General features: G+C 32.3%; 24 protein-coding genes and 1 other RNA gene. 13 read left to right on the top strand and 12 right to left on the bottom strand.

The features are described 5' to 3' along the window. Nucleotides 1–258: 258 nt before the first annotated feature. The 6 genes from FGF67_RS11850 to ssrA all read right to left on the bottom strand — a co-directional run bounded on the left by FGF67_RS11850 (nucleotide 259) and on the right by ssrA (nucleotide 3,958). Nucleotides 259–591: a hypothetical protein gene (locus tag FGF67_RS11850; RefSeq protein WP_139697961.1), complete on the bottom strand. Its 333-nt coding sequence runs from the start codon at nucleotides 589–591 to the stop codon at nucleotides 259–261. 249 nt (nucleotides 592–840) lie between these two features. Next, nucleotides 841–1,293 carry a hypothetical protein gene (locus FGF67_RS11845; RefSeq protein ID WP_139697960.1) on the bottom strand — a complete coding sequence of 151 codons (453 nt, stop codon included), beginning with the start codon at nucleotides 1,291–1,293 and terminating at the stop codon, nucleotides 841–843. A 147-nt stretch (nucleotides 1,294–1,440) separates the two neighbouring features. Continuing rightward, entirely contained in the window at nucleotides 1,441–2,013 is a 573-nt protein-coding gene (locus tag FGF67_RS11840; RefSeq protein ID WP_139697959.1) for a hypothetical protein, read from the bottom strand. Between the two features lie 752 nt (nucleotides 2,014–2,765). Next, nucleotides 2,766–2,969 carry a hypothetical protein gene (locus tag FGF67_RS11835; protein ID WP_139697958.1) on the bottom strand — a complete coding sequence of 68 codons (204 nt, stop codon included), beginning with the start codon at nucleotides 2,967–2,969 and terminating at the stop codon, nucleotides 2,766–2,768. Between the two features lie 159 nt (nucleotides 2,970–3,128). Beyond that, nucleotides 3,129–3,419, bottom strand: coding sequence for a hypothetical protein (locus FGF67_RS11830; protein WP_139697957.1), 291 nt, complete (start codon nucleotides 3,417–3,419; stop codon nucleotides 3,129–3,131). A gap of 142 nt (nucleotides 3,420–3,561) precedes the next feature. Further along, nucleotides 3,562–3,958: a transfer-messenger RNA gene (gene ssrA, locus FGF67_RS11825) on the bottom strand. Nucleotides 3,959–4,140: 182 nt separating this feature from the next. On the opposite strand from ssrA, the gene FGF67_RS11820 reads away from it, so the two are divergent. The 3 genes from FGF67_RS11820 to FGF67_RS11810 all read left to right on the top strand — a co-directional run bounded on the left by FGF67_RS11820 (nucleotide 4,141) and on the right by FGF67_RS11810 (nucleotide 6,608). Then, nucleotides 4,141–5,355 carry an NAD(P)-dependent oxidoreductase gene (locus FGF67_RS11820; protein ID WP_139697956.1) on the top strand — a complete coding sequence of 405 codons (1,215 nt, stop codon included), beginning with the start codon at nucleotides 4,141–4,143 and terminating at the stop codon, nucleotides 5,353–5,355. 98 nt (nucleotides 5,356–5,453) lie between these two features. Continuing rightward, a complete protein-coding gene (locus FGF67_RS11815; RefSeq protein WP_139697955.1) occupies nucleotides 5,454–6,200 on the top strand; it encodes a slipin family protein in 747 nt (248 codons plus the stop codon). Nucleotides 6,201–6,230: 30 nt separating this feature from the next. Beyond that, a complete protein-coding gene (locus tag FGF67_RS11810; RefSeq protein WP_139697954.1) occupies nucleotides 6,231–6,608 on the top strand; it encodes a DUF1801 domain-containing protein in 378 nt (125 codons plus the stop codon). Between the two features lie 26 nt (nucleotides 6,609–6,634). Here the strand turns inward: FGF67_RS11810 and kdsA are convergent, their stop codons facing one another. Both kdsA and FGF67_RS11800 read right to left on the bottom strand, forming a co-directional pair. After that, on the bottom strand, nucleotides 6,635–7,453 hold the full coding sequence (kdsA, locus tag FGF67_RS11805; RefSeq protein WP_139697953.1) for a 3-deoxy-8-phosphooctulonate synthase: 819 nt from the start codon (nucleotides 7,451–7,453) through the stop codon (nucleotides 6,635–6,637). A 35-nt stretch (nucleotides 7,454–7,488) separates the two neighbouring features. Further along, nucleotides 7,489–7,848: a hypothetical protein gene (locus tag FGF67_RS11800; RefSeq protein ID WP_139697952.1), complete on the bottom strand. Its 360-nt coding sequence runs from the start codon at nucleotides 7,846–7,848 to the stop codon at nucleotides 7,489–7,491. 156 nt (nucleotides 7,849–8,004) lie between these two features. On the opposite strand from FGF67_RS11800, the gene typA reads away from it, so the two are divergent. The 7 genes from typA (at nucleotide 8,005) to FGF67_RS11760 (ending at nucleotide 16,206) form a co-directional block, all read left to right on the top strand. Then, nucleotides 8,005–9,804: a translational GTPase TypA gene (gene typA / locus FGF67_RS11795; protein WP_139697951.1), complete on the top strand. Its 1,800-nt coding sequence runs from the start codon at nucleotides 8,005–8,007 to the stop codon at nucleotides 9,802–9,804. A gap of 399 nt (nucleotides 9,805–10,203) precedes the next feature. Then, the gene (locus tag FGF67_RS11785) at nucleotides 10,204–11,511 is read left to right on the top strand and encodes an O-antigen translocase (RefSeq protein WP_139697950.1); all 1,308 of its coding nucleotides are present in this window, start codon (nucleotides 10,204–10,206) and stop codon (nucleotides 11,509–11,511) included. Between the two features lie 26 nt (nucleotides 11,512–11,537). Then, nucleotides 11,538–12,482: a FemAB family protein gene (locus FGF67_RS11780; RefSeq protein ID WP_139697949.1), complete on the top strand. Its 945-nt coding sequence runs from the start codon at nucleotides 11,538–11,540 to the stop codon at nucleotides 12,480–12,482. Then, complete coding sequence (locus FGF67_RS11775) at nucleotides 12,479–13,582, top strand: DegT/DnrJ/EryC1/StrS family aminotransferase (RefSeq protein ID WP_139697948.1); 1,104 nt, start codon at nucleotides 12,479–12,481, stop codon at nucleotides 13,580–13,582. Before FGF67_RS11780 ends, FGF67_RS11775 begins: the two co-directional genes overlap by 4 nt. A gap of 2 nt (nucleotides 13,583–13,584) precedes the next feature. After that, on the top strand, nucleotides 13,585–15,066 hold the full coding sequence (locus FGF67_RS11770; protein WP_158293218.1) for an oligosaccharide flippase family protein: 1,482 nt from the start codon (nucleotides 13,585–13,587) through the stop codon (nucleotides 15,064–15,066). Continuing rightward, the gene (locus FGF67_RS11765) at nucleotides 15,067–15,801 is read left to right on the top strand and encodes an LbetaH domain-containing protein (protein WP_233244068.1); all 735 of its coding nucleotides are present in this window, start codon (nucleotides 15,067–15,069) and stop codon (nucleotides 15,799–15,801) included. A gap of 3 nt (nucleotides 15,802–15,804) precedes the next feature. After that, on the top strand, nucleotides 15,805–16,206 hold the full coding sequence (locus tag FGF67_RS11760) for a sugar 3,4-ketoisomerase (RefSeq protein WP_139697946.1): 402 nt from the start codon (nucleotides 15,805–15,807) through the stop codon (nucleotides 16,204–16,206). Here FGF67_RS11760 and FGF67_RS11755 read toward each other — a convergent pair. Beyond that, nucleotides 16,203–17,339 (bottom strand): glycosyltransferase, encoded by a 1,137-nt coding sequence (locus FGF67_RS11755; protein WP_139697945.1) that lies wholly within the window; start codon nucleotides 17,337–17,339, stop codon nucleotides 16,203–16,205. The two genes, FGF67_RS11760 and FGF67_RS11755, sit on opposite strands and share 4 nt — an antisense overlap. 38 nt (nucleotides 17,340–17,377) lie before the next feature. Here FGF67_RS11755 and FGF67_RS11750 point away from each other — a divergent pair, with 38 nt between their 5' ends. Next, nucleotides 17,378–18,469: a glycosyltransferase gene (locus FGF67_RS11750; protein ID WP_139697944.1), complete on the top strand. Its 1,092-nt coding sequence runs from the start codon at nucleotides 17,378–17,380 to the stop codon at nucleotides 18,467–18,469. Here FGF67_RS11750 and FGF67_RS11745 read toward each other — a convergent pair. From FGF67_RS11745 to FGF67_RS11735, 3 genes are read right to left on the bottom strand one after another with little or no spacing between them, the layout of a single operon-like run. After that, nucleotides 18,466–19,422: a glycosyltransferase family 2 protein gene (locus FGF67_RS11745; RefSeq protein WP_139697943.1), complete on the bottom strand. Its 957-nt coding sequence runs from the start codon at nucleotides 19,420–19,422 to the stop codon at nucleotides 18,466–18,468. The genes FGF67_RS11750 and FGF67_RS11745 overlap by 4 nt on opposite strands. 4 nt (nucleotides 19,423–19,426) lie before the next feature. Then, nucleotides 19,427–20,317 (bottom strand): glycosyltransferase family 2 protein, encoded by an 891-nt coding sequence (locus FGF67_RS11740; RefSeq protein ID WP_139697942.1) that lies wholly within the window; start codon nucleotides 20,315–20,317, stop codon nucleotides 19,427–19,429. A gap of 17 nt (nucleotides 20,318–20,334) precedes the next feature. Beyond that, nucleotides 20,335–21,018, bottom strand: a complete 684-nt coding sequence (locus tag FGF67_RS11735) for a cell division ATP-binding protein FtsE (RefSeq protein ID WP_139697941.1) — start codon at nucleotides 21,016–21,018, stop codon at nucleotides 20,335–20,337. A gap of 196 nt (nucleotides 21,019–21,214) precedes the next feature. On the opposite strand from FGF67_RS11735, the gene FGF67_RS11730 reads away from it, so the two are divergent. Continuing rightward, nucleotides 21,215–24,235, top strand: a complete 3,021-nt coding sequence (locus FGF67_RS11730) for a tetratricopeptide repeat protein (protein WP_139697940.1) — start codon at nucleotides 21,215–21,217, stop codon at nucleotides 24,233–24,235. A 32-nt stretch (nucleotides 24,236–24,267) separates the two neighbouring features. After that, on the top strand, nucleotides 24,268–26,007 hold the full coding sequence (locus FGF67_RS11725) for a TonB-dependent receptor (protein ID WP_139697939.1): 1,740 nt from the start codon (nucleotides 24,268–24,270) through the stop codon (nucleotides 26,005–26,007). Nucleotides 26,008–26,021: the final 14 nt, after the last annotated feature.

Genomic DNA, 26,021 nt, shown 5'->3' with positions numbered 1-26,021 from the left:
CAGATAATTATGAAAATAATATTTAAAAAAAAAGTCATTTAGCAACAATAAAATGACAGAAATCAAAAATAATTTTCCGTAAATCAGATTTTTAGGCTGTGATTGGTTCATAATTAATGCCAACGTGTTTGTATATGGAAAGTTGCGGGTTTGCGTGCGAGGATTTTCCGAAGGAAAATCAGACGTAGCAAACGTGCAACGACCTTTGTTTTAGCACAACACCAGCAATTTTTTATATACGGTGTTGGCAGTAGGCTTTTATTCTTTGTTCAATTTCATTAATATTAATCGGTTAGGATTTAATTCTAAAATAAGAAATTTATTTCCGAAATCGCCCAAGGAAATAGTCGTAGACAAAGTCCGATTACTTTGGTCAATTTTCCACGTTCCTATTTTCGGTGTAGTTTCTTCTTCGTTCTTTTCAGAGTTTTTCGGATATCCAGCTTTAAGTCCGCCGTTCCAGTAAAATATTGTTACTAATTCTTTGTATTCGCTGTTGTATTCCAATCTTTTAGTCAATATGATTCTATCATTTGGTTCAATTTTATTGACTTCCCAGACTTCTGAATCGTTGCCATATAAGTATCTCACATTAATATTTTCTGCGTTTTGGTTTTGTCCGCTAACAAGTCCAAAAGTTAAGAAGGTTAAAATTAATATCAGATTTTTATAATTCATCGATTTTCAGCTTACTGCCAACGTTGATGTATAAGGAAAGTTGCGTGTTTGTGTGCGAGGATTTTCCGAAGGAAAATCAGAAGCTAGCAAACGAGCAACTAACTTTGGTTTAGCTAAAACTAGCAATTTTTTTTATACGGTGTTGCCATTAGTTTTTTTATTTCAGTCGTCGTAATAATCTCCGTCTTCCCAATCTTTTTTCCCAAGATAATCTCCACAAAAATTATAACGATTAATAGGTTTAACTTTATCCACATTTTTGCCGTGACTGAAAATCCAAATTTCATTTCCGACAATTTTTATGCGATTAAATTTTCTTGTGTCAGAAGCATCCATTGAGCTTATAAAAACTGATTTTTTTTCAAAAACTTCATTTCCATTTTGGTCAATAATTCGGTCAGTCACGATTACTTTTTTGTGTTTTAAAGTCCAGAATAAAAACTTGCGTTTCTTTTCAATTCGTTCCGTTTTCAGAGTTACGCTTTCAATTCCGCAATCAATTTTTTCGGTCAGAGTTTTGTTTTGTATTTCAGACGTTTTTATTCCGCTATTCAGATTAATGAATACGAAAATCAAACTTAATGAAACTGAAAATATTGAATTTATTACGGTCATTTTAAATTAATGGCAACGGTCTCGTATAACCGTCAGTTACGGGTTAATACGCGTTAATTTTCAGTAGAGCACAGAAGTTCGCAATACCGAGTGGATTTGGCCGTAGTCGAATCCGCCGTAATTGCGGTTATACATTGTTGTAGCACGTTATTTTTTATTTTCATAAAGTTCAATCGCTTTTAGGTATTTCATTCCGCCAGTCTTTGTTTGGTCGTGAATAAATCCATTTAGTTCAGGGTGATTTTTGTCAATCCAATTCAAGAGTCCATCTCTGTTTTTAACAAATACTGAATCGTTGAAAATCACATATTTTGTTGTTTCAATACTGGTTATTTTATCCTTGTCAAAATGGATAACTTGGTCAGTCACAATAGGCTCTTTATGAAGGAAAGAGATTCTTTTGTCTGTTTTTGAAATTTTAGCTTTTACAGTTCCATTTTCCTGTCCGATTTCAAGGATTTTGTACGTCGGTTCGAACACAGAATCCCATTTTAGCCATTCCACGTATTCTTTTTTGGAAAATGTCTGTTCATAGTCATATTCGGTTTCCTTTGTCAATAGGCTATCGGTCAGCAAAGTTTCGATTCCAGTAACATCTGATTTGTCAAGAATTTTATAGTATTTCTTAGCAATTTCCAATTTGTCAATTTCCTTTTCAGAATTTTTGCAGGAAATAATTCCGATTGTTATGAGTAATAAAAGAACTGTGAATTTATTCATTTTGCGTTTGGTTGGTCATAATGTGCTACAACTTGTTTATATGAATGATTGAAAACTACATATTACATCTAATCGGGAGGGATAACGATGGTTTTTTAGTTTTTTTATCATTCTTATTATTTTGGTTTTATAATGTTTTAGCTGCAATATAATAACTTTCTTACAATGTGTCAAAAGGATTTTTAATGTCCATTAAATTAGTTGAAGATACATGTGTAAAATGTATTTCTTCAGCACCTATGTCGTTTTCGTTTTCTGGATGTAATAATGTCATTTTTTAAGCAATTATTCGTCTCAGGTAAATTTCGCTAAATATTGCCTTTTTCACACTTGTTTTTCCATTAGTTTTATTTCATCATTTCGTTTGAGATGAATTTATTAATTATTTTAACCTAAAAATTATGAGTTTAAATTCAGATTATGATTACAGTCAAGAAGAGCTTGACAATCATGCAAATCAATTAAATCCTGAAAATGACGCTTATTGGTCATCAAGGGAGTAGTTAACCAAACCGTAGCATTAAATTGCTACGGTATTTTTTTTTCGAAAATTAATTAAGAATATCGACATGTTTTCGGCAAAAATTCGGCAAAAAATGAAATAAAAAAACGTAAAACGCTGTTTTTTAACGAATACGGTTTTATAAAGTACACACGTTGTGTGGTTTTAAGTGGTTTTAACTATTTTGTAATAGGTATTCGTATACCCCCCCTGTTTTCTACGTAAATTTCAGTACTTCTAAAGGGCTTATTCAAAGTAATATTGAGGCTTTAAGTTGCAAATACAAACGATGCTTTGCCTCTGCATCACTTTTCACTGTTTTTTCAATGAATTTCAGATACTTTTTAAGGTTATAGGCCATAGCAGATAAGTGCATCACCTTAACGGCCTGTGCAATACCAATAGTATTTACCTTTCTAAGCCCCATAAACTGGGTGAGGACTGAGTAGTGCATTGTGTGTGGTTTTCAGTGTTAGTGTTGAGAAATGTGTGAATTACTTGATTTTGTATGTAAAAAATGCTGTGGTGACTAAGTTGTTACTGAGTGGTGCATTGTGTGTGGTTTTCAGTGGTTTTAAGTAAAAGCCTGTAATGAAAAACTATTATTTTGCGTTTATTCTTCTATTATTTTATACACTGACTGAATTAAATTATTTTCAATATCATTTATATTTATTAAAGGGACATGATGACTATCTAACTCTATTTTTTGAATCAGTGATAATAAATAATTTATTATTTCAGGATTATTTTTATAGGTTGTAATTAAATCATTGATAATATCTTCCGTAATATCATTTGAAAGCTTTTTAAGCTTTTCTAAATAAATATCGAGACTGTATTTATTTTTATTAGCAACTAATTCATTTAGTCTTTGGGTGTGGTTTCGGTATTCTCCGTTCATAATTTATTATAATTTTTAGATTAATATTTTATGAAGTTAAAGAAAAGGACTGATTATCAACAATGAAAAAATTGAAATTTTATCCCTGAAATTATCAACTAAAAAGTAAAACCCTTGTATTTTATAGGTATACAAGGGTTTTCTGTGGAGTCGGAGAGAATCGAACTCTCGTCCAAACAAGTAACCAAAGAGCTTTCTACACGTTTAGTCTTTTCTTGGTTTTTCGATTATAAGCTAGCTAAAGACAGCCTACTTATAACTTAGCTTCTAAATCTTGAAAGTGCATCAAAGCGCTACACCATCTTAGTCAATTTTTACGATGCCTCTAAAAAGAACGCCATTAACCAAGGCTTTCAGGAGACATTTAGCTTGCACACCTAGTGTGCCGGGGCTTGAACTTACTATAATTCAGTTATTAAGCAGCTAAAGCGTAGTTATTCTCGCCGTTTAAAGTTTGATTTAGCCTTTAAGGTGTTTCAAAATCATTACACCACGTGCTTACCATTTCATTAATCTCGCTGTCAAAACCAGTCGACCCCATTTTTAATATAATAGTAATTTTATTTGTGCGTTCCCCAATCGGGTCAGGCTTTCACTACTCGCTCTCTGCGAGGAGCTCAAACATATCGTTCAATCCTTAACGCGGGCAGCAAATTTACCAAAAACTTTGTAAATCATATCAAATCCGAGTAAATTAGAGCAAAAATTATTCCAAAACCCTATGAAATTTGCCATTATAAAAGAACGTAAAAATCCGCCCGATCGTCGTGTGGTGTTTTCGCCAACCAAATTAGCCGAGGCAAAAGGACAATATCCAATGGCTGATTTTATTGTAGAAACTTCAGAAGTTCGTGTGTTTGAAGATGAAGCTTATTTAAAAGAAGGCTTTGATGTAACCCATAATATTTCAGGATGTGATGTTATGATTGGTGTTAAAGAAGTCCCCATAGAGGCATTAATTCCTAATAAAAAGTATTTTTTCTTTTCGCATACTATAAAGAAACAGCCGTATAATAGAAAGCTGTTGCAAGCTATTTTAGATAAGAATATAGAGCTTTATGACCATGAAACTATAACAGATGAAAACGGAAACAGACTCATTGGATTTGGAAAGTATGCAGGTATTGTAGGTGCGTATAATGGATTTAGAGCTTGGGGATTAAAATATAATTCTTGGCAATTACCCAAGGCAAGTGCATTACCCAATCAAGAGGCTTTGATTAATGAATTAAAGAATTTTGAATTGCCCCATATTAAAATATTACTGACGGGAAGCGGAAAAGTATCTAATGGAGCACAGGAAATGTTAGATGCCATGCGTATTAAGCAAGTGTTGGTTGAAGATTATTTGAGTTTGAATTTTGAGGAGCCTGTGTATTGTAAAATAGATGTACTAGATTACAATAAAAGAAAGGATGGAAAAAGGGTACATGATGTTCATGATTTTTTCAATAATCCAAAGGACTATGAATCAGATTTTATGCGCTTTGCCAAGGTAACCGATTTGTATATAGCAGGGCATTTTTATGGTGATGGAGCCCCGTATTTGTATACAAGAGAAGATGTTACGTCTGCCAATTTCAATATTAAAGTAGTGGCTGATATTAGTTGTGATGTTAACGGGCCAGTTGCTACTACGCTCAGGGCATCAACTATTGCAGATCCTATTTATGGTTACAACCCAGAAACCGCATCTGAAACCAATTTTAAAAATGATGAAGCCATTGCGGTCATGGCGGTTGATAATTTACCATGCGAACTACCACAAGATGCTAGTGAAGGTTTTGGAGATATGTTTTTAAAACATGTCATTCCTGCGTTTTTTAATGATGACAAAGAAGGCATTTTAAAGCGCGCTAAAATTACCGAAAACGGAAGACTAACCCCACGGTTTAGCTATTTGCAGGATTATGTAAAAGGGGAGGCACAGGTTTAAAACCAGATTCCTTGATTTTCTGATACATATCATTTTATAATTGCTTAAAAAGTCTTATCTTATAAGGTAATTCGTTGATTTTAAAAAAAACATATGTCATGAATCTTCTGCTAATTTTTACGATTTTCATTGTTGTATTTCTGTTATCCGGAATACGCATTATTTTTGAATACAAGCGCGCTTTAAAATTTAGGTTTGGTAAGCATATCGGCACGTTAAAGCCTGGATTTAGATGGATTATTCCATTAGTGGACACTATACAAATAGTTGATATTAGGGTAATTACTATAAATGTAGTTTCTCAAGAAGTTATGACGGAAGATAATGTGCCGTGTAGTATTGATGGCGTGGTCTTCTTTAAAGTGATTAATCCAGAAATGGCAGTTTTAGAAGTTGAAGAATTCACGTTTGCTATCACGCAATTATCTCAGGCAGCTCTGCGCGATGTTTGCGGTAAAGTGGAATTGGATACTATTTTATCTAAGCGCGAAGAGATGGGGAATAATATTAAGAAAATAGTTGAAGTAGAAACCAAGGAGTGGGGAATTGAAATCATAGATGTAAAAATAAAAGATATTCAGTTACCCGAAAACATGAAACGTATGATGGCCAATCAAGCTGAAGCCGAACGTTCTAGACGTGCACGTATTATTTTGGCTTTAGCTGAAGAACAAGCCGCTGGTAAATTACTTGAGGCAGGGAAATTAATAGATCAGTCACCATCAGCAATAAAGTTAAGGTTGTATCAAACTTTATCTAATATTGCCGCCGAAAAGAATTCAACCATTTTATTTCCATTTCCAGAAGAGGTTTTACCAAAAAAAAGTGCTGAAGGGATCAATTAAATGCTTATTTTGTAAGTCAAAGAAGTTTTTTTGAAACCAGTAGACCAATATTTTTTAAGCCAGAAAGAACCGTATCAATCCATCATGTTGTATGTTCGGAATGTTATTCTGAATACGCTTCCCCATGTGGTTGAACGTTACAGTTATAAAATACCATTCTACAATATAGGTAAGAAACCTATGGTATATCTAAATATTTTAAAAGGGAAAGATTATGTAGATGTAGTTTTTGTTCATGGCGTGCTTTTAGAGAATGATTTTCCTGTTTTAAAGAATGATAATAACAGAAAGCAGGTGCGTTCTATTCAATTAAAAGCTATTGAAGATTTAGATCAAGAAAATTTTGAACAATTATTGCATGCTGCCGCCGAAAATACTAGAAAAGGTAAAAAGGCATGGTTTTTATGAATTCAAAAAATAAATAATAACTGCTACTATAAATTGTTTACCGTCTTTCTTATAGCAACTAAATTACTTAAAAGTTTTTCTAAGTTGTCTAAATGAAGCATATTGGCACCATCACTTTTAGCATTAGCAGGGTCAAAATGGGTTTCAATAAATAAGCCATCCACATTATTTACTACTCCGGCACGAGCAATAGTTTCAATCATATCTGGACGACCACCTGTCACACCAACACTTTGATTGGGTTGTTGCAGAGAATGTGTAACGTCTAAAACGGTTGGGGCATATTGACGCATGGTAGGAATACCACGAAAATCAACAATCATGTCCTGATACCCAAACATGGAACCACGGTCTGTAATCCAAGCTTTGTCGCTTCCTGCATCTTTTACTTTTTGAACGGCATGTTTCATGGCTTCCGGACTCATAAATTGCCCTTTTTTAAGGTTAACCACCTTGTCTGTTTTGGCAGCTGCTACCACTAAATCAGTTTGACGTACTAAAAATGCAGGAATTTGTAACACATCCACATATTGAGCCGCTAATTGGGCATCAGCAACTTCATGAATATCTGTTACAGTTGGCACATCAAATGTGTCAGATACTTTTTTTAAGATTTTAAGCGCTTTCTCATTACCAATTCCGGTAAAGCTATCAATTCTACTTCTGTTTGCTTTTTTAAAACTACCTTTAAAAACATAAGGAATTTCTAATTTATCGGTGATAGAAACAACTTTTTCAGCTATTCGTAGCGCCATATCTTCGCCTTCAATAGCACATGGGCCACATAATAAAAAGAAGTTGTTAGAATGGGTATGCTTAATTTTAGGAACGTCCTGAATGCTCATTTGCTTTGTAATTTTAGGCTACAAAGTTACATATATTATAGTGATTCTTTTAAACTATTTCTTATTATCCACAGAGCCATAATCAAACTTGAAAAGAATAATAAACTTCCAGATCCTATAAGTTGAACAGAATGATTTGAAAAGTTGAAAATTTTAAATAAATACGTAAAATAAACAATGATTAAATAAGACGAAACACAAACAAAAGTGATTCCCAATAAAAAGTTTAGGTATTTATTGGGTTTTATTATTTGCCATAAAAAAGGTATACCTAAAAGAAGAATAGGATAAGCTGTTAGTCCTTCTGCTCTGTTTATAACGGTAAAAAAGTAAATGGTTATGGCAATAAAATATAAATAAGGCGTAAACTTTGTGTAATTACTTAGAGATTTCATAATTAATAGTATTAAAAAAATCGTTATGTATAGTATTAAACGTTAGAAAGGTTAAAAAGGTTGATGTAGCATCATATTATAACATTTAATTAACAAAATGTTACCTTGTATGACAAAATATCACGTACATTTGCACGCTTAAATAAAGGCAACATTATGGCTAATATTAAAAACATTGCAATTATTGCACACGTAGACCACGGAAAAACGACCTTGGTTGATAAGATTATGTACCATTGTCAGTTATTTCGTGAAAACGAAAACACTGGCGATTTAATTCTTGACAATAATGATTTGGAACGAGAAAGAGGTATTACAATTACCTCAAAAAATGTTTCGGTTACCTATAAAGATACAAAAATTAATATCATTGACACACCTGGTCACGCCGATTTTGGAGGAGAAGTAGAGCGTGTATTAAATATGGCCGATGGTGTATTGTTGTTAGTTGATGCGTTTGAAGGGCCTATGCCACAAACACGCTTTGTTTTACAAAAAGCTATTGACTTAGGTTTAAAGCCATGTGTAGTTGTTAATAAAGTTGATAAGGAGAATTGTACCCCTGATGAGGTGCATGAAAAAGTGTTCGATTTAATGTTTGAGTTAGGTGCCGAAGAGTGGCAATTAGATTTCCCCACCGTTTATGGCTCTGCTAAAAATAATTGGATGAGTGAAGATTGGCAAAAACCAACAGAAAACATAGAGCCTTTATTAGATATGGTTATTGAACATATTCCTGAGCCAAAGATAGAAGAGGGAACCACACAAATGTTAATTACTTCTTTAGATTTTTCATCATTTACTGGGCGTATTGCTATTGGAAGGTTAACACGTGGTGAGTTAAAGGTAAATCAGAATATTTCTTTGGTAAAGCGTGATGGAAGTATCGTGAAATCTAGAATAAAAGAGCTTCATACCTTTGAAGGCCTAGGTCGTAAAAAGGTAGATGAAGTTAAAGCAGGTGATATTTGTGCTATTGTAGGATTAGAAGGTTTTGAAATTGGTGATACGGTTGCCGATTGGGAAAATCCTGAAGGGTTAAAAACCATTGCTATTGATGAGCCGACTATGAGTATGCTCTTTACTATTAATGATTCACCGTTCTTTGGTAAAGATGGTAAATATGTGACCTCAAGACATATAAAAGACCGACTGACTAAAGAGTTAGAAAAAAACTTAGCCTTAAGAGTTGAAGAAACTGGTAGCGCAGATAAGTTTATGGTATTTGGTCGCGGGGTATTGCACTTATCAGTTTTAATAGAAACCATGAGGCGTGAGGGGTATGAGTTGCAAATTGGTCAGCCTCAGGTTATTATAAAGGAGATTGATGGCGTGAAGTGTGAACCTGTGGAAGAAATGACTATTGATTTACCAGAAGAAGTGTCTGGGAAAGCCATTGAAATGGTTACACTTAGAAAAGGTGAAATGCTTAGTATGGAAGCCAAAGGCGATCGTATGGTTTGCGAATTTGTTATTCCTTCAAGAGGTATTATCGGATTGAGAAACCAATTACTTACAGCTACGGCTGGTGAGGCTATTATGGCGCATAGATTTAAAGAATATCAGCCGTTAAAAGGAGGTATTCCAGAACGTCAAAATGGTAGTTTAGTATCTATGGAAAATGGTCAAGCTATACCTTACTCTATTGATAAATTACAAGAGCGTGGTAAATTCTTTATAGATCCAGGAGAAGATATTTATGAAGGGCAGGTAATTGGAGAAAACTCTCGTGGTGATGATATGACCGTAAACGTTACAAAAACGAAGAAATTAAGTAACGTACGTTCGTCTGGAGCCGATGATAAAGCTAAAATTGTTCCTGCAATTAAATTTTCATTAGAAGAAGCTTTAGAATATATTCAAAAAGATGAGTATGTTGAAGTAACACCAAATCATCTTCGCATTAGAAAAATATTTTTAACAGAAGTAGAGCGTAAACGAAATAAATCAATTTAGGATTGACGTTTTTTGAAATATCATGGGTAGAATGGGTGGGCTATGCGGCAATGGGCACAGTCTTATTATCTTTCTTAATGAAATCTGTGAAAAAATTACGAATAGTAAACTCCTTAGGATGTTTACTATTCGTTTTTTATGGGTTTGTACTATCTCCAGTGTCAAAGCCTATTATTATAACCAACGCCGCTATTCTTTGCATAAATATTTATTACCTCTACGGTAAAAAATCGTCATAGGCTAATACTTGAGTAGCTTATCGAAAAGTCTACAGTTTGCTTTAATCCTTTTTGTATATTTGGTTACTAAATAACGATAACCAACCCTTCTTTTCTGTGTTAAAAAAACATTAATGTCTTTTTTAATGTCATTCTGTTAAGAAATGAAAAAATGTATTAATTGAAGAAATTAATAGACTACATAAATACAAAGGTTCTTGTAAAAATAACCTCTTTGCAAACGGCATCAGTAATAACCAGAATAATAGCTGGAATCTTAACATCGAAAGCAATAGCGATATTCATTGGCGCTGAAGGACTAGCATTAATTGGTAACTTAAGAAATTTTACAGGAGCTATACAAACTGTTTCAACGGTTGGGTTTTATAAAGGGGTTGTAAAATACGTGTCTAAGTTTAAGGAAGATAGTGTAGAGCTTAGTAAAACACTTTCCACGGCTTATTATATAGGCTTTTTGTCAACTATAGTAGTTTGCTTTTTTTGTTATTTTAAATCAGAATGGATAAATGATTTAATTTTTCCTAATTACAACGATTACGCTTATGTGATAAGAATCTTGGCTATTATACTACCTTTTTATGCCCTTAACATGTTTTCGTTTTCAATCATGAACGGGTTTTCAAAATATAAGATACTTATTATAATAAATATTATAGGACAAATATTGAGCGTATCTGTAGCCTTGCTATTAATATATCAGAATAAAATTGATGGTGCTTTGGTTTCTGTGGTTATTGCTGAGGCTTTAATCTTTTTAATTACTCTAGTGGGCATTATTAATAGAAGAAGTTTGATTTCTTATTTAAAAATAAGCCGTGTTAATTTTGGCGTTTTAAAGAAATTAAGCACCTATACCGTAATGGCGCTTTTTGCATCGGTATTCTTGCCCTTAGTAGCAATAGCCATAAGATCTTATATCATTGACCATATTGGCTACCGCGATGCAGGGTATTGGGAAGCCATGTTTAGAATTTCAAAATACTACTTAATGCTTGTTACGTCATTAATTGGTTTGTATCTCTTGCCAAGATTTGCAGAGATTACTGATAAAAAAGAATTTAAAATGGAGGTGTATGGTTTTTACAAGACCATTATTCCAATTCTTTTGGCAGGTATGGTTGTGATTTATATTTTAAGGAAATATGTGGTTTTGCTAGTGTTTTCAGAAGAATTTAATCCGATAGAAGATTGGTTTTTTTGGCAATTGTTGGGTGATTTTATAAAAGTATTGTCTATTGTAATAGCATATCAATTTTTAGCAAAGAAGATGTTTTGGCATTATATACTTACCGAAGCTTTTTTAATCATATCTTTATACATTACAAGTGTTTACTTTGTCAATTTATATCAGGGAGGAAAAGGAGCTGTGGTAGCTCATTTTGTTAGTTATGTGATGTATTATGGTATAATTTTACTCATTTTTGGAAGCTCGTTGTTTGGGGTGGATAAAGGAGCATCTGAGCAATAATATTTTAAAATTTAATTAAACTGAAAATGGATTATCGAGTTGTAAAGTATAATAGCTCGTATTATGATCAGTGGAATCGTTTTGTTGAGAATTCCAAGAACGGTACATTTTTATTTCATAGAGATTTTATGGAGTATCATCAAGATCGTTTTGATGATTTTTCACTGTTAGTTTACAGAGTACAAAAATTAGTAGCTGTTTTTCCAGCCAATATAGTTGATAATGGAGTATACTCACATCAAGGATTAACTTATGGAGGTTTGGTTTTTGAGGCAACTATTTCTGGTGATAAGGTCTTTCATGTTTTTAAAACCCTTATAAATTATCTTAAAGAAGCCAAAATTGAAAAATTAGTTGTAAAGCAGATTCCTGAATTTTATTGTACCCAACCTAATTTTGAAGTACCATATGAGGTTAGTAAGTATGATTATAAGTTAAAGAGAGAGATGGTTTTGGCAATAAATTATGATAAAGAACTTGTAATACATAAGTCAAAATTAAAGAGCAAACGAAGAGGGGATAAATTTGATTTTAAAATAAAAGAGAATGATTCTTTTGCTATATTTTGGAATAATGTTTTACAACCAAAACTTAAAGAACGTTATGGGGCAAGTCCTGTGCATACTTTAGCAGAAATAGAATATTTAAAAGTTTTGTTTCCTAATAATATAAAGCAGTATAATATTTATTTAAAAGAGGAGGTGTTAGCTGGAATTACTGTGTTTGATACAGGAAGAGTTATAAAATCACAATACGGAGCAACAACCAAGCAAGGCGAAAAGTTAAGAGCTTTGGATTATTTGTTTTTATTTTTAATTGAGAAATCTAAAAAAGAAGGAAGGCAATTCTTTTCTATGGGAACTGTGACGGATAAAAGTGAAATGGGGTTTAATGAGGGGCTTTTAAAACAAAAAGAAGAATTGGGCTGTAATATTCATATTCAAGATACGTTTAGTTTACATTTAGCATGATTAAGTTTTTAGATTTACATCAAATTAATCAACGTTTTCAAAAAGAATTTGAAAAGAAATTTCAAGATTTTTTAAGTTCTGGGCAGTACGTTCTAGGAGAAGAAGTATTAGCTTTTGAAAAAGAGTATGCTAACTTTTGTGGTACTATGCATTGTATAGGAGTTAGTTCTGGCTTAGATGCTCTATATCTCATTATTGAAGCTTATAAATTGTTGGGAAAGCTTTCAGAAGGCGATGAAGTGTTAGTTCCTGCAAATACTTACATTGCTTCTATATTAGCTGTTAGCCAAAAAGGCTTGGTGCCTATTTTAGTTGAGCCATCATTAAAAACATATAATATAGATGTTGAGTGTATAGAAGCTCATATTACAAAAAAGACTAAGGCTATTTTAGGGGTTCATTTATATGGAAATTTATATGACGTAGATGTATTAGAGCAGATTGCAAAAAGACATGATTTAATACTTATTGAAGACGCTGCTCAAGCACATGGAGCGGTACATAAAGATGGAAGAAAGGCTGGTAATGTATCAGATGTTGCGGCTTTTAGTTTTTATCCAAGTAAGAATCTTGGAGCTTTAGGAGAGGCAGGAGCCATAACTACCAATAATGCTGCTTTAGCCGAAGTGATTTTTAAGTTAAGAAATTACGGAAGAATTAATAGTTATGAAAATATTTATAAAGGATTTAATAATCGTATAGACGCGTTACAGACTGCTTTTTTAAGAATAAAACTAAAGCAGTTAGATTTAGATAATTTAAAACGACAACAAATAGCTAATTATTATTTAAATCAGATAGACGCTTCGTCAATTACTTTACCATCTATAAAGAAATTAGAAAGTCACGTTTTTCATTTATTTGTTATAAGAAGTAAGGATAGAAATAAACTTAAAGAAACTCTTTTAAAAGAAGGTATTGAAACTGCTATACATTATCCAATTCCTATTCATAAACAAAAAGCTTATAGTGAGTTTAGTAATTTAAGCTTGCCTATTACAGAACAAATTCACAAAGAGGTTTTAAGCATACCATTAAACCCAATTTTATCTGAAGATGAAATTAAAAAAATTGTTTTTACCCTTAAAAAATACTCATAAGCTTGGATGATAATAAAAATTCATATGGGCAAATTTTAAAAGCAACCTCTCTATTTGGTGGGGTTAAAATCTTTAATATCCTTATTTCTATTATAAAAACAAAGCTGGTAACTATTTTAATAGGCGCTAGCGGCTTTGGAATTCTAGCACTTTTTAATTCTACTATAAACATGCTTGTAAATTTTACAAAACTAGGTTTAGATACCAGTGCTGTAAAAGAAATTTCACAACGTAATCATGATTCATTAAAGGTTAATGAATTTATTGGTGTACTGAATAGGGTGATATGGATTTCAGGTATTTTAGGAGGGGTAATTACCATATTGTTTTCCAAAAGCTTAAGTATTTGGACTTTCGGTACGGCAACATATAAATTTGCCTTTGTTTGGTTGTCTGTGGCTATTTTGTTTAATCAGCTAGCCAATGGTAAAATGACAATTTTACAAGGAACTAGACAACTGAAAAAACTTGCAAAAGCCAATGTGTTAGGCAGCTTTTTATCACTTGTTTTTACTGTACCGTTATATTATTTTTTAGGAACAGAAGGTATTGTACCTGCTGTTATTGTAAGCTTTGTGGTTATTTATATAGTACTACATTTTTACTCAAAAGATAAAACTTATTCTACAGAAGCTTTAGGTATAAAGAAGCTTTTTAAAGAAAGTAAAAGTATGTTAACTCTAGGGTTAACGATGAGTTATTCTTCTCTTTTAGCAGCATTGGTTGCATGGGTAATTCAAATCTATATTAGAAACGAAGGAGGTGTACAAGAAGTAGGATTCTATAATGCAGGTTTTTTAATTATTAATGCGTATGTAGGGATGGTTTTTAGTGCAATGGCAACCGATTATTTTCCTAGATTATCTGAAGTGCATTCTAATACAGATTTAATCAATAGTGTTGTGAGTAAACAAGCAGATGTGGCTATGTTGTTAATAACCCCAATCATAACCTTATTTTTGTTGTTTAGAGAATTGATAATTCATGTGCTATTTACCAAAGAATTTATAGTTGTTATAGGTATGATGACTTATGGAATTATAGGGATGTTATTTAAGGCCTTTTCTTTTTCTATGGGATATGTTATCATTGCTAGAGGCGATTCAAAACTTTATGTGAAAACAGCTTCTCTTTTTAATCTTTTAATGTTAATAATATGTTTAGCGTTCTATAGCTATGGCGGTTTAACTTGGTTGGGTGCTGGTTTAATGGTGTATTATCTAATACATTTATTAGGAATAGCTGTTGTTACAAAATACTTTTATGGACTTCAGCTTTTTTCAAAAGTTTATAAAACTTTTATAGTGTGTTTATTACTATCAATTTTGGCCTTAATATGTACCTTTATTTCTAATAGTACTATTAGTATTTTATTAGGTGCATTGATAACTATTTCCTCAGTTTTATTTACCTTGCTAATGTTCAATAAACGAATGAATATAAAGGGAGTGTTGCTTAAGTTTTTAAAAAAGAAAAACAATTAAATGCTTGGCTTAGGACTTAAAAGAAGATGGAAACTATACATGGGAGTTAATTGGGTAAAAACCATCTATTTTAACTTCAAAATGTTGCCTTTTAAAACGGCCAAAAAACTGCCTGTTTTCTTTTACGGCAATGTTAAGTTTACCAGTTTATTGGGAAGTGTTGAGATCGATGCGGAAATAAAACCAGCTATGATTGGTTTTGGTCAACCTTATGAAATGACCACAAGATCAATGGGTATTGCTGAGATATTTCTAGAGGGAAAAGTTAGATTTAATGGAAATGTTTGTTTAGGTAAAGACATGTTTTTTTATACCGCCAAGAATGCTTTATTAGAAATAGGGCATATGTCAACAATTGCAAGTTCATCGAAAATTATTTGCACTAACAAGATAATTATTATGGAGTGGGTTCAAATTGGTTCAGAATCACAAATCATTGATACCAATTTTCACTCTATGAAAAACACCTTAACGCAAGAAGTCTACCCTAAAACTGGAGAAATAAAGTTAGGTAGTTATAATTACATGGGTAATCGGGTATCGATTATGCAAAATACAATAACTCCAAATTATTTTACCGTAGCTTCTAATAGTTTGTGTAATAAGGATTACACGACCTTGGGCAGTAATACCATGGTGGGTGGCTACCCAGCCAAATTGATTAAAGAAAATATTTCTAGAGATTGGGAAGATGAATGTGAGAGGTTGGAACAACATCTTACTGTAAAGTTATAGTATATGAAAAAACCATTTTATAGCATAATTGATATTCCAAAAATAGAAGATACTCGAGGAAATCTAGGTATTGTTGAATTAGATACGATTCCTTTTGATATAAAGCGAGTATATTATTTGTTTGATGTTCCTAGTTCTGCTTATCGTGGTGGGCATGCCCATATTGAACAAGAAGAATTTCTAATACCTGTTAGTGGTAGCTTCGACGTTTTGGTTGACGATGGGAATCACAGGAAAAAAATTACATTAAATAAGCCCGATAAAGGATTGCTTATTTCAACAGGGGTTTGGAGGGAACTTGAAAATTTTTCTTCTGGAGCTGTTTGTTTAGTAATTTCTTCAGGTATTTTTGATGAAGCAGACTATATAAGAGACTATCAGGAGTTTTTAAAATCTAAACGTTAAGATTGCCAACAGTCTAAATATTGTTTAGCTACTTTTTTATAATCATGGTATTGTTCAATATAAGCTCGGGCATTTTTACTTATTATCTCAATTTCTTTAGGGTGTTCAATCAAGTAACTTAAATCATTTATTATTTTTTCTGTATCAGGAATAGTATGAATACCAATGGTGTTTGTAATTTTATAATGATTTACAAACTCATTGCTAACACCAGTAAACACTACTTTACCTTGTGCCATAGCTTCAAGCGCATTGTATCCTTGGTCATAAGCATATACTTGGTCTAGAAGAATGTGACATTCATTGTAAAGTTTTATATAGTCTCGATAAGGAATGCTTGTAACCTCAGTAATTAAGACACGATCTTTATACTTTACTTTTATAGCTTCTAAAGCTTTGCAAAAATAATCATTCCCCTTTTTATAAAAATTAACTCTATTAATACCATGAAAAATGTGAATTTCACCATTAACTTTTAAGGGAGTGTATTTGATAGTATCTATGTTTACAGGGAATGGAATAAGTGGTTTTCCTATAGACAAATCTTTATAAGCCATTTCATAATCCATGTCTGCAGGTATATAAGCTTTTGCTTTTTTAACAACATAATCATGTAGCTTTTTGTGAGATTTACCCAAATAACTTAAACTGTATTTAAAATGCTCTTTTAATTTGGGGTCTTTTACAAAGGGGGTAAGCGTATGGTGAGATAATGGAGCATTTAATATATAGTTCAAGTAGATGACATCATTTCCGCATGCAGAAACATAAACATTTGAATTATTTTTAAAAATACTTTTTAACAAAAGCCTGTCAAAAAAAGGTGTAGATTTAATAGGATATTCATTAATAAGTTGGACATAGTCAAATCCTTTTAAAAGATGTTTTTTTTTAAAAAAAATTAAAACAATTTCAAAAGCAGCCAGGTCAAAATTTGTTAATTTATAGATTAACCCTCTTAAGTACCTAAATGGAGCCTTAGGAACAATAGTAGGTTCAAAAGAAATATCTACAGGTAAAGATTTAAAACCATCTTTTCTGCCAGCTAAAACTACATGATGGCCTAATTGTTCAAGCCCTTGTTTTAAACTATTATGAAAGTTACTGTATTCGCCAAGTAAAAGAATTTTCATATACTATTTTGTTGGGGGTAATTTAGTAGATTTATAGCATGAAACAAAACTTTAAAAAGAAAGTCTGTTTAATTGTAGATTGTCTAGACAGAGGAGGGGCAGAGCGTGCTGCTGCTCAATTATCTGTTAAATTTAATGAGTATGGATATCTGGTTAGTATTATAAGTTTAAGAAATGAAATCACGTATGAGTTTAGTGGAAAGTTATACAATTTGGGTTTAAGTGAAAGTAATATAAAACCTTTAAAGCAATTTAATAAATTTTTAGCCTTCAAAAGCGCTTATAAAAAAATTGATGCGGATGTTTATATAGATTTTAGAACTCGAAATAGAAGGATAATGGAATGGTTTTTCCATAAGTTTGTTTTTAATATGAAACAAATGGTAATGGCTGTAAGAAGTTATCAAGTATTTTATCACATTCCTAGAAAACAATTTTTTTTCAAGCAGTACAGTAAAGCTAAGGCAATTGTAGGGGTTTCCAATGCTATATGTGAAGAAATGAAAAGGTTTCATGCTTTTAACAATATGATTAGTATTCCAAACTTTTACAAAAGAGAATTATTAAACGTTCAAATTACAAATAAGGAAGTTTTAAATACCGATTTTGTTTTAGTAGTAGGAAGGTTAATAAATGCTATCAAACAGTTTGACCAATTAATATTAACTTATAAAGATTCCTTATTACTTGAAAAACGTGTACCTCTTTTTATTTTAGGAGAAGGAAGAGATAGAGAGCATCTTGAATTACTTATAAGAGGGCAAGGTTTAGAAGAGCATGTTAAACTTTTACGTTTTAAAAATGATGTTCATCAATACATAAAGTCTGCCAAATTTTTGGTATTATGCAGTAAGTTTGAAGGTTTTCCAAATGTGATACTAGAAAGTTTAGCTCTTGGGACTCCTGTAGTATCTTTTAACTGTAAGTCAGGTCCTTCTGAGATGATTAAAGATGGTATTAATGGTGTTTTGGTAAAAGACCAGGATTTTGAAGCGCTCAAGCTAGCTATGGAAAAGATGATTACAGAATCCTTCTTTTATAAGGGATGCAAAGAGAATGCTGTAACATCTGTTCAAAAATTTTCTGAAGAAAAGGTTTTGAAAAAATGGCTAGATGTTATTGAAAGTTAATTTTTAAATGTAGTCAACCTAATATTCAATTTTAAAAAAAGCATTTTTATAAGTCTAATAAGTTTTATAATAAATAAGGGGGATGTTATTAAAAAACGCTGTTTGTAAGTAAGGTTTTTAAGATCCAAATGTTTTGTTACTAGTTTAAAATTATCTTTATCATTCTCTAATTTATATAGTATTCCGTACATATATCTTTTAAAATCTAGGTACACTTTTAATGACTTATTATTTGAATAGTATTTCTCATAATAATCTAAGTTAGGAAGTGTTTTTCCTTTAATACCAAGTTGAGTGATTTGATTTGGTACATTGGTTAAAATGGTTGCTTTAGTTTGGTAGGCGTAAGCAAGTTTATACTTAGTAAAGTATTTTAAATAAAAGTCAACATCTTCCGCATAGCTAATAGAAGGATTAAAAACAGGTTGTTCTAAAATACTTTTTTTAAAAGCAATACTGCTTTGACATACGATAGATTGGTGTAAGTTTGCTTTAAAAAAATCATTAACTAAAAAGTCTCGATTCTTTAGTTTGTTATTTAGATTTTTTTTTGAATCTATAATGTTTTTATTGGAATATTTTTCTTGATAATCTGTGCCATAAATAGTCGCTTCCGGAAAGTTATTATATAGCTTGTAGATAGTTTCTAAAAAAGTATTGTGCCATAAATCGTCAGCATCTAACAAGGCAATAACGTTCCCCATGCTTTTTAGAATGCCGTTATTTCGGGAAGATGATAAGCCTTGATTCTTTTGTTCTATAATTGTGTGGTTTATGCAGTCGAGTAATGTTGCCTTGGCAATTTTAAGGCTGTTATCAGTAGAACCATCATTAATAATAATAATTTCAAAATCTTTAAAGGTTTGATTGATAACACTATTTAAGGTGTCTTTAATATAATCCTCCTTATTGTAAAGGGGAATAACTACAGAAAAAAAAGGATTTGTGGACATAACTTTAAGAAACTAAATCTTTATAGCATATATAGGAAAGCTTGTATACTTGTAAGAGTTGAATATTAGGGTTCGAGCTTACCAAATTGTGGGTCATACGTCTTTTAAATGCTTTATAAAAATAGGACATGCCATGGTGAAGTTTAAACTTTTTAAAAACTAAAAACATAGTTAGTAACTTGTTGTCATGGGCAGGCATTTTATTTTGTTTGTAGGCCCAGAGTAAGGTGTCAATACATTCTTCAGATTTGTTTAAATATGTCTGACTGCTTTCTAATCCGCGATGATACACTTCATTGTTTAAATGTAATACTTTAGTTTTATGCTGCTTTAAAAGAGACGCAAAGTAATTATCAAGACCGTAACTTTTTCTGCCAATTTGAGAGTTTATTTTTAAAAATATTTCTTTCAATATTAAAAAATTAGCCGAAATTATTAATTGATGCGGTTTTAGATTTCTTTTTTTTGCATCTACTTGTTCGTATTTTTTACCGTATTTCCATCTTAAAATGGAGTTGTTTTCGGGTGTTTCTTTTTCATAAGCAAAGCCACCAAAGAGAGCTTCATAACCGGTATTAATTTTATCAAAGTAATTTTGAATAAATTGATGCGACTTAGGGATTACATCAGCATCTAAAAATAGCAGCCACCTATAATTGGATTTATTAGCAAGGGTTTGTCTGGCCTGTATTCTTCCTAAATTTTCTTTGGAAGTTATAAGTTGTGTATTGGTAAGACTAAGACATGTTTCTTGGTTCTCAAGGTTAAATTTTGTTGAGTTGTCATTAAAACAGATAATTTCAAATTCAATATTAAGCTTGGTGCATTGCGAATGTATTTCTTTAACTAATGGAGAGATGTTGTAGTTGTATGTTGGAATTAGTATAGATAGCACCTTTGAGAGTTTATAATTTAATTCTTCCTTTGAACCACTTCATAAACCTTGTTTTCATCACATTTTAAGGTTTTGCTAGGATATTTTAGTAATAAGGCATAATCATGTGTTGCCATTAAAATGGTATTGCCATTTTTATTGATTTCCTGAAGCACTTCCATAACTTCAACACTGGTTTGTGGGTCTAGGTTGCCTGTAGGTTCATCGGCAAGTATTAATTCGGGGTTGTTTAATAGTGCCCGTGCTATGGCAATACGCTGCTGTTCTCCTCCGGAAAGTTCATGAGGAAATTTAAACCCTTTGGTTTTCATGTCTACTTTATCTAGAACCTCTTCTATTCTAGCATTCATTTTTTCTTTATCGGTCCAACCTGTGGCTTTTAAAACAAAAAATAAATTGTCATTTACCGTACGGTCGGTCAATAATTTAAAATCTTGAAAAACAACACCTAATTTACGTCTTAGATAGGGTATTTCCGATTCTTTTAATGTTTTTAAATTAAAGTCAACAATATCACCTTCCCCTTCCTGTAAGGGTAAATCACCGTAAAGTGTTTTCATAAAACTGCTTTTTCCTGTTCCTGTTTTTCCTATAAGGTATACAAAATCACCTTTGTTAATTTCAACATTAACGTTTGATAGGACAAGACTATCGCCTTGGTAAATGGATGCATTTTTCAATCGTAAAATAGGACGTTCCATGAAATCTGTAGAGGTAAATATGAGTGGTAAATGTATTATTTAATACTTGAAACTTAAAATTAAACGCTCAAATATTTGGTTTATTTTAAGTGTAATTTTCATATTTAAGTAGCACATTTATAATTATGGCATGATTATTTCGTTATAAGATTCAGATTCATTTATCTTTGATTTTAAATTAAAAACTAAATCATTAATGACTTACAAAAGTATTGTCGCATTTATTATAGCTATAGGTTTTAGTTTTCCAGTTATAGCACAGCAAAGCGCCATTTATACTGATAATTTGGCAACGTATCAAAAAGGAATTACCCTGTTTAATAATCAGCAATATAGAGCTGCTCAGTCTCTATTTAGGGAGGTTAAGAAACATACAACTGATGAGACCATCCAGTCTGATTGTGCCTACTATATAGCCAATAGTGCGGTAAGACTAAATCAACAGAATGCAGACCAGCTCATAGAAGATTTTGTAAAAGATTACCCAACAAGTACAAAGCGCAATACGGCGTATGTGGATGTGGCTAATTATTATTTTGACAATTCAAAATATGCACATGCCAGAAAATGGTACAAAAAAGTTAATGAAAACGCGTTGGCCAGATCAGAACGTCAAAAATTTTACTTTAATAATGGGTATACGGCGTTTTTAACCAAACAATATAAAGATGCTAATAAGTACCTAAGACGTGTTGAGAGCTCAAAAGAATATGGTGCTCAGGCTAAGTATTATATTGGTTTCATGGCCTATGAAGGCGATGATTATGATGAGGCCAATAAGTATTTTGACCAAGTGAGTCATCAAGAACGTTATAAAGAGAAACTCTCTTATTATCAAGCGGATTTAAATTTTAAGTTGGGTAATTTTAAAAAGGCCATTGAGTTGGCTAAAGCAAAATTAGCATCAAGTGATAGAAATGAAGTTTCAGAACTCTCTAAAATTATAGGAGAAAGTTATTTCAATTTAAAACAATATGATGAGGCTATTGCCTATCTCAAACAATATAAAGGGAAAAAGGGAAAATGGACTAATACAGACTTTTATCAGTTGGGATATGCCTATTATAAGCAAAAGGATTATGAAAACGCTATTTCAGAATTTAATAAGATTGTGAATGGTAAAAATGCTATAGCTCAAAATGCCTATTATCACTTAGGCGAAAGTTATATTCATTTAAATAAAAAACAGGAAGCGTTAAATGCGTTTAAAAACGCTTCTGAAATGGATTTCGATTTAAAAATTCAGGAAGATGCTTGGTTGAATTATGCAAAAATTAGTTACGAAATAGGAAATCCGTATCAATCGGCTCCTCAAGTGCTAGGTGATTATTTAGAAAAATATCCAAAATCAGGTCATAGCGAAGAAATCGAATCCCTTCTAATTGATTCATACATCACATCAAAAAATTATAAGGAAGCACTAGTTTTATTACAAAATAAACGCAGTTTTGAGAGTAAGGTAGCGTATCAGAAAGTGGCTTTTTACAGAGGATTAGAGCTTTTTAATGAAGGGAATTTTATAGAAGCTGAAGGGCTTTTTGATGCTTCATTAAAAGAACCTCGTGATGCAGCATATACGGCGAGAGCAACCTTTTGGAAAGGGGAATCTGATTACAATTTAAGTAGTTATGAAGATGCTTTAGTTGGTTTTAAACAATTTGAAAATGCCGCCGAAGCTAAATCAACCCCCGAGAAGGAAAATCTTGAATATCATATAGCATACACCTATTTTAAGTTAAAAAAATATGAACAAGCAACAACTTATTTTAGTCAATTTGTAAACAAAAAACATCAAGATAACATAAGATTAAACGATGCTTATTTACGCTTGGGTGATGCGCACTTTGTTACAAGTCAATACAGTAAAGCTATACATGCTTATGCTGAAGCTATTCGGTTAAATGAAATTGAGTCAGATTATCCTACCTTTCAAAAAGCAATTAGTGTGGGGTATGCCGGAGATTCCTCTAAAAAGGTTAACGAATTAGAGCGTTTTATTGCAGACTACCCGAAGTCCAAATTAAGAGATGATGCTTTGTATGAGTTAGGAAACACCTATGTAAAACTTAACAATACAAACAGAGCCATGAAAGCTTATAATCAGTTGAGTAATGAATATAGAATGAGTTCATTTGTTCCTAAAGCCTTGTTGCGACAAGGATTAGTGTATTACAATGCCAATGATAATCAACAAGCGCTGTTAAAATTTAAAAAGGTAGCAGGTGACTACCCGGGTACGCCTGAAGCTGTTCAAGCCGTTTCAACCGCAAGACTTATATATATTGACCTAGGAGAAGTAGAGCAATACGCCCAATGGGTAAAAACCTTAGACTATGTTGAAGTTACTGATTTAGATTTGGATAATACTACGTATGAAGCAGCAGAGAAGCAATACCTAGAAGGTGATGTAGATAAAGCTATCCGCGAGTTTAATGATTATATCCATGGTTTTCCAAAGGGCTTACATGCTTTAAATGCGCATTTCTATCTCGCTCAACTCTATTATAAAAAGGGTTTGCCAGACAATGCAGCCACTCATTATGATTATGTGGTACAGGCACCTAGAAGTCAGTTTACCGAGGAAGCTTTAACAAAGTTGTCTCAGTTTTATTTAGAGAATAAAAACTGGAAACAGGCCATGCCGCTTCTACAAAGAATTGAGGAAGAAGCAAGTTTTCAGCATAATGTGATATTTGCACAATCTAACTTGATGAAAGCTAATTATCAACAAGAGAATTATGGAGAAGCTGTTACTTATGCCGACAAGGTATTACAACAAAATGCTACAGATGATAAGGTAAAAAGCGATGCACATATTATTATTGCGCGTTCTGCGATGAAAACGGGTAACGAGGCTAAGGCTAAAGAGGCTTACAAGGAAGTTGAAAAAGTAGCTACAGGAGAAACAGCTGCAGAGGCTTTATACTATAACGCCTATTTTAAACATAAAGCGGGGCAATTTGAAAAGTCCAATGAAGAAGTGCAAAAATTGGCAAAAAACTATTCAGGGCATAAATACTACAGCGCCAAAGGCCTGGTATTGATGGCTCAGAATTTTTATGCACTAAAAGATGCTTTTCAGGCTACATATATACTAGAAAGCGTGGTTCAAAATTTTTCCGAATTTGAAGATGTTGTTTCTGAAGCTAACGAAGTGTTGGCTAAAATAAAACAGGAAGAGGCTAAAACCAACGCATCCATAGAAACTGAAGATTAATCGTCAATCAACAAAAAGATAAATCAAAGCATATGTGTAAATACACAAAAACGGTCATTACAATAATAATTTTATTAACTGTTACTTTGGGGTTTTCTCAAAAAAAGAAAAGTGACACATTAACAACAGGTGTTATAGATGTTGTGAAACCTTATACGCCTTCTATTTCTGATGCTTTTAAAGTAAAAGAAGTTCCCGTTTTAGATGATGAAACGACAGATAGAAAAAAAGAAATCAACTATAATATCTTTTCTTTTCCAGTGGCATCAACCTTTACACCGGCAAAAGGTAAAGCCGCCAGCGTTGAAAAGAAAGCTCCAGAAAAAGTATATGATAATTACGCATCATTGGGTGTGGGCTCATATAAAACAATTTTAGGTGAAGTGTATTTAAATCATGCTATTAGCAGAAATGAAAGTGTAGGTGGTTATGTAAGTCATCATTCATCATCAGGTGATATTGATAATGTGGTGGTTGATAATGGGTTTTCAAACTCAAAACTTAAATTAAACTATACCTCACGCCTAAGAGATCTGGCTTGGAATGTTCACGGAGGGGTTCAGCATCAGTTTTACAATTGGTACGGTTTAAACGAAGCCTTTTTTATTGATGAACCCCTGATTCAAAATTTAGATGTAGGACATGCCTTTTTTGATATACATGTTGGTGGCGATGTTACTTTTGAAGATACTTACATAAACTCAGGAAACGTATTATTTAGAAGATTCACCGATAATAATGGTTCGGCTGAAAACAGATTCAAACTTGAAGGCAAAGTAGATGTTCCTGTTGCTGATTTCGAGATTTCAACCAATGTAAAATTTGATTATCTAGGTGGTAATTTTGATCAAGCATATACTAGTTCAGAAGCCATAAATTATGGGAACTTTCAAGTAGGTTTGGCGCCAAGTTTTCAGTTAAAGGAGGACGATTTAACACTTAATTTAGGGATCTCCTTATTTTACTTAAATGACTTTGAAAATGGCGGTAATAAGTTTTATCTCTTTCCAAACATAAAAGCATCATACAGGTTGGTAAACGAGGTTTTGATTGCTTATGGAGGTATTCAAGGCGATCTGATTCAAAATACCTATCATGGGTTTGCCAATGAAAATCCTTTTGTGTCACCTACCTTACAAATTGAACCCAATGATCAAATATATAACGCCTATGTTGGTTTGAAGGGTAAAATATCAAGTAACATGAGTTATAATATTAGTGGGCATTATAAAGCAGACAGAAATAAAGCACTTTTTAAATCGAACATGGTTAAGAATATATCAGCCGATGCCGATTATGAATATGGGAATTCTTTCGGAATAGTTTACGACCATTTAGAAACGTTTGGTTTTGCTGGCGAAATTAATGTGGATGTTAATAGAAATTTTAAGCTTGGTTTAAAGGCCGAATATTTTGCTTACAGCTTAAATGATGAAGCTGAACCTTGGAACTTGCCAGATATTAAAGGATCCCTTTTTGTTGATTACCAAATTGACGAACATTGGTTTGCTGGAGCTAATATGTTTTATGTGGGGGAAAGAAAAGATGAGGTGGTTTTAGAAGCTGCCCTAGCACCTGAAGATTTGAATAGAACCGTAACCTTAGATAGTTATTTTGATATGAATGCCCATGTTGGTTATCACATCAATCAGCAGTTTTCTGTATTTGGAAAAATGAATAACATAGCGGGTAAAAATTATGAGAAATGGTTGAATTTCCCAGTACAAGGGTTTCAGCTAATGGCTGGTGCTATGTATAAATTCGATTTTTAAAAATTTCGAACATA

The sequence above is a fragment of the Allotamlana fucoidanivorans genome, assembly GCF_006265225.1.
Taxonomy (GTDB): Bacteria; Bacteroidota; Bacteroidia; order Flavobacteriales; family Flavobacteriaceae; genus Allotamlana; species Allotamlana fucoidanivorans.
Note: the sequence above shows the minus strand (reverse complement) of the source record. Positions and strands in the feature narration are given on the sequence as shown.